Source organism: Glycomyces lechevalierae, from assembly GCF_027622945.1.
Lineage (GTDB): Bacteria > Actinomycetota > Actinomycetes > Mycobacteriales > Micromonosporaceae > Glycomyces > Glycomyces rutgersensis.
On record NZ_JAPZVQ010000009.1, the window covers coordinates 215,296 to 219,877 of the forward strand.

A 4,582-nucleotide genomic window follows, 5' to 3' on the forward strand; every position below is an offset into this window, starting at 1 on the left:
GCGGGGGGGCCCGCCCCGTCCGCGCGGGGGCTTGCGCCTGCGGCGTGGGCCGCGATCCGATTCGGATCGCGGCCCACACCGTTCTCGTCTGCTCCCTTACGCGTCGAGCAGGGTGAGTTCCATGCCGCGCACGCGGTCCGGGTCGGTGATGCCTTCCATGGCGATGATCCGGTCCCCTTCGACCGTGAAGACGAGCACGCGCGTCGCCGCGTTCGGCAGGGACGAGATGACGCCGATCTTGCCGTCGGCGAGCACGAGCTGCGCGGCGGAGGCCATGGCCGCGAAGGTCATCGCGCCGCCGGCGATCTGGGCGGCGCCGCGGATGATCTGGCCGACCTCGGCCGCGTCCGTCCGCAGCGTGATCTCGGGGTCGAGCACCGACACGAGCGCCTCGAAGTCGCCGCCGCGGGCGGCCGCGAGGAACGCCTCGACCACCGAGCGCTGCTTCGAGACCTCTTTGCGCTGCGGCACATCGGTCCCCCGCACGCGGGCCCGGGCGCGGCTCGCGAGCTTGCGGGCGGCGGTCGGGGTGCGGTCGACGATCTGGGCGATGTCGTCGAAGGGCACGCCGAACATGTCGTGGAGGACGAACGCGAGCCGCTCGGCGGGGTCGAGCGTCTCCAGGACGACCAGCAGCGCGAGGCTCACCGAGTCGGCGATGACGGCGGCCGACTCCGGGTCGGCCTCCACGTCGGCGGGTCCCGGCAGCGCGGTCGGCTCCGTCCCGTAGTCCGGCATCGGCTGCTCGGCGCGGGACTTGCGGCGCCGCAACTGGTCGAGGCAGACCCGTCCGACGACCGTGGTCAGCCAGCCGCTCAGGTTGTCGATGCGCGCGGTGTCGCTGGCGGCCAGGCGGAACCAGGCCTCCTGCACCGCGTCCTCGGCCTCGCCGGAGGAGCCGAGCATCCGGAACGCCACGGCCTCCAGTCGAGGCCGGTCGGTCTCGAAGCGCTCGGCGAGCCACTGGTCGTCGTTCATGTCGTTCCTCCTTCGGCGGGGCCTGTCGAATCTATGACGCGCGCGGGCGCGCGAACGTGACCGTCCCGCCCCCGCGAGACCGACACTGTGATCCAAGACACTACGCACATTCGACCGGTCACATCATCGCGCCGGGTTCCGTCATCCCCGTGTATCGAACGAATCATGAAGGAGACCGCCATGGAAGCCCGCATCGACTACTACGCCAACCCCATCGCCGCGAAGTTCGCCAAGCACATCAACGCCGCGGGCCTGGCCCTCAAGAAGACCGGCCTCCCCGCCGAGATCCCGAACCTGGTCCTCCTCCGCGCCAGCCAGATCAACGGCTGCGGCGTCTGCACGGACATGCACGCCAAGGACGCCGCCCACGCCGGCGAGACCACCGTCCGCCTCACCATGGTCGCCGCCTGGCGCGACTCCGTGGTCTTCACCGAACCCGAGCGCGCGGCCCTCGCCCTCACCGAGGCGGGCACCCGCCTCGCCGACAGCGCGGGCGTCTCGGACGACGTGTGGGACACCGCCCGCAAGCACTTCGACGACGACCAGCTCTCGGGCCTCGTCTCCCTCATCGCGCTCATCAACGCCTACAACCGGATGAACGCGATCCCCCGCATCCCCGGCGGCAACTACACCCCCGGCGCCTGGAGCTAGACCCGCGAGGAGACCGGAAAAGGGGCGCGGCCGCCGGCCGCGCCCCTACCCCTGTCCCAGGGTCAGAAGTCGACGGGATCGCGGATGATCGGGCAGGTCATGCAGTGCCCGCCGCCCCGTCCGCGTCCGAGTTCGGCGCCCACGATCGGGATGACCTCGATGCCGGCGTCCCGCAGGAGCGTGTTCGTCTGCGTGTTCCGGTCGTACGTCATGACCACGCCCGGCTCGAGCGCGACCGCGTTGTTCCCCGAGTCCCACTGCTGCCGCTCGGAGGCGTACACGTCGCCGCCGGTCGCGATGACGCGCAGGCTCGGCAGGCCCAGCGCCTTCGCCACGACCTCGGTGAACGCCGCCGAATTGTGGTCCTCCAGTTCGAGTCCCGGCGCTCTGTCGCTGGGCCGCAAGGAGAACGTGTGCACCGCGTCCATGATCTTCGGGTACAGCGTGACCACGTCCCGGTCCGCGAACGTGAACACCGTGTCGAGGTGCATGGCCGCCCGCAGCTTCGGCATGCCCGCCACGATCACCCGGTCGGCCGCGCCCTGGTCGAAGAGGGCCTTCGCGACCTGCGTGATCGCCTGCCGGGAGGTGCGCTCGCTCATGCCCATGAGCACCACGCCGTTCCCCACGGGCATGATGTCGCCGCCCTCGAACGTCGCCTGCCCCCACGACTCGTCCGGGTCGCCCCACCACACCTGCGAGCCCTTGAACTCGGGATGGAACGTGTAGACCGCCTTCATCAGCAGCGTCTCGTCATGGCGCGCAGGCCAGTACAGCGGATTGAGGGTCACGCCGCCGTACAGCCAGCACGTGGTGTCCCTGGTGTACAACGTGTTCGGCAGCGGCGGCATCAGGTACTCGCGCGCGCCGGTCGACTCCCGCGCCAGCGCCACGTACCCGGGACGCAGGTCGTTCGGAAGGTCGTATGTGGACAGTCCGCCGATGAGGTGCTCGGCGAGCTCGGCCGGGCCCAGCGACTCCAGGAACTCGCGGGTGGGCTCGATGAGCCCGATCCCGACCTCGTTCGCGGTGATCTTGCGGTCGAGGAGCCACGAGCGGGCCTCCTTGTCCGCCATGGTCTGCGCCAGGAGCTCGTGCAGCTCGACGACCTCCACGCCCCGGTCGCGCATGTTCTCGACGAACTCGGCGTGGTCGCGCTGGGCGTTCTCGACCCACATGACGTCGTCGAACAGCAGCCCCTCCGCGTTCGTCGGCGTGAGGCGCCGATGCGCGAGGCCCGGCGCGCACACCAGGACCTTCCGGAGCCTCCCGACCTCGGAATGGACGCCGTAGGACTGGACGCGGTCGTTCATTGCGGTTCCCCCTAGCTCGATGGCCTTCAGATGGTGATCCAGCCGGCGGCGAGCGCGACGACGCCGAGCACGGCGCCCGCGATCGAGACCGCCAGCAGGGCGGCCTCCCCGGGGCTGAAGACGCGGCGGCCCTGCTCGCGGCGGGCCATGACGAACAGGATCGTGGCGGGGGCGTAGACGATGAAGGACACGAGCACGAACTTCAATCCGGCCGCGAACAGCAGGAACGCCGTGTACAGGGAGGCGAGGACGGCCACAGTGAGCTCGCTCGAGCCGCCGCGCGCCGGCGTCCCGTCCCGGCCGGACGCGACCTTGACGGCGAACAGGGCCGCGAGGAGGAACGGTATGAGCGTCAGGGCGCTGGTGAGGTCGAGCGCGAAGTTGAACGCGTCGTCGGAGAAGTAGGTGACGGCCAGGACGACCTGGCTGAGCGCGGTGCTCAGCGCGAGGGCCGGGACGGGCACGTCCGCCTTCGTGGAGCGGCCGAGGAACCGCGGCATGTCCTTGTCCTGCGCGGCCACGAACAGGACCTCGGCGGCCATGAGCGTCCACGCGAGGTACGCCCCGAGGACCGAGACGATGAGGCCGATCGAGACGAACACCATGCCCCAGGTGCCGACCGCGGCCTCCAGGACCCCGGCCATCGACGGCTGGCGCAGCTCCGCGATCTCGGCCATCGGCATGATCCCGTACGACACGATCGTGACGGACGCGAAGACCGCGAACACCGAGAGGAAACCGGTGATCGTGGCCCGCCCGACGTCCTCGCGGCGCTTCGCGTGCCGCGAGTACACGCTCGCGCCCTCGACGCCGAGGAACACGAACACGGTGGCGAGCATCGTGCCCCTGACCTGGCTGAACAGCGAACCGGCGTAGTCGGCGCCGGCGAAGTTGTCCGCGAAGACGCCGGGGTCGAGGAAGAACAGCGCGAGGATCACGAACACGCCGATGGGGATCAGCTTCGCGACCGTCACGATCCGGTTGATCGCCGCGGCCTCCTTCACGCCCTGCTTGATGAGGAGGAAGAACCCCCACAGGCCCGCGGAGGAGAGCACGATCGCGAGGATCGTGTCCCCTTCGCCGAGCGCGGGGATGAGCGCGCCGGCGGTCGACATGATGAGGACCCAGTAGGTCACGTTGCCGACGCAGGCGCTGGCCCAGTAGCCGAACGCGGAGAAGAAGCCGGGGTACTCGCCGAACCCGGCTTTGGCGTAGGCGTAGACGCCGGCGTCGAGGTCGGGGCGGCGGACCGCGAGGTTCTGGAACACGAACGCGAGCATGAGCATGCCCGTGCCGGCGACGGCCCAGGCGATGAGGGCGCCGGCGACGCCGGTCTCCTGGGCGAAGCGGGAGGGGAGGGAGAAGACGCCGGCGCCGACCATGGAGCCGACCACCATCGAGGTCAGCGTCCAGAACGCGAGTTTGGCGGTGCGCGGGGTCTCGGTCGTGTTCGCGGCATGGGCCATGTGGAGTCCTCGCAGGTCGCGCCGTTGAGGCCCGATGAGGGCACTGGAGTCCTGAATATATCGCCGCAAAGGGGACGCAGGCTCGGATTCGGGGAACGCGGCGGGCGGGCGGGGGCCCGCCCGCCGGGTCGTTACAGCGCGGCCTGGTGGCAGGCGGGCGCGGCCACGCCGAAC

4 protein-coding genes are annotated in these 4,582 nt (G+C 70.5%); 1 reads left to right on the top strand and 3 read right to left on the bottom strand.

Annotation, left to right across the window (positions count from 1 at the left end; all coding sequences use genetic code 11):
- Positions 1-96: 96 nt before the first annotated feature.
- Positions 97-978, bottom strand: a complete 882-nt coding sequence (locus O2L01_RS16030; RefSeq protein ID WP_270122978.1) for a sigma-70 family RNA polymerase sigma factor — start codon at positions 976-978, stop codon at positions 97-99.
- 180 nt (positions 979-1,158) lie between these two features.
- Between O2L01_RS16030 and O2L01_RS16035 the strand changes: the two genes are divergently transcribed.
- Positions 1,159-1,629, top strand: a complete 471-nt coding sequence (locus O2L01_RS16035; RefSeq protein ID WP_270122979.1) for a carboxymuconolactone decarboxylase family protein — start codon at positions 1,159-1,161, stop codon at positions 1,627-1,629.
- 62 nt (positions 1,630-1,691) lie between these two features.
- On the opposite strand, the gene O2L01_RS16040 is transcribed toward O2L01_RS16035, so the two are convergent.
- Complete coding sequence (locus O2L01_RS16040; RefSeq protein WP_270122980.1) at positions 1,692-2,942, bottom strand: arginine deiminase; 1,251 nt, start codon at positions 2,940-2,942, stop codon at positions 1,692-1,694.
- A 26-nt stretch (positions 2,943-2,968) separates the two neighbouring features.
- Positions 2,969-4,408 (bottom strand): basic amino acid/polyamine antiporter, encoded by a 1,440-nt coding sequence (locus O2L01_RS16045; RefSeq protein WP_270122981.1) that lies wholly within the window; start codon positions 4,406-4,408, stop codon positions 2,969-2,971.
- Positions 4,409-4,582 lie beyond the last annotated feature (174 nt).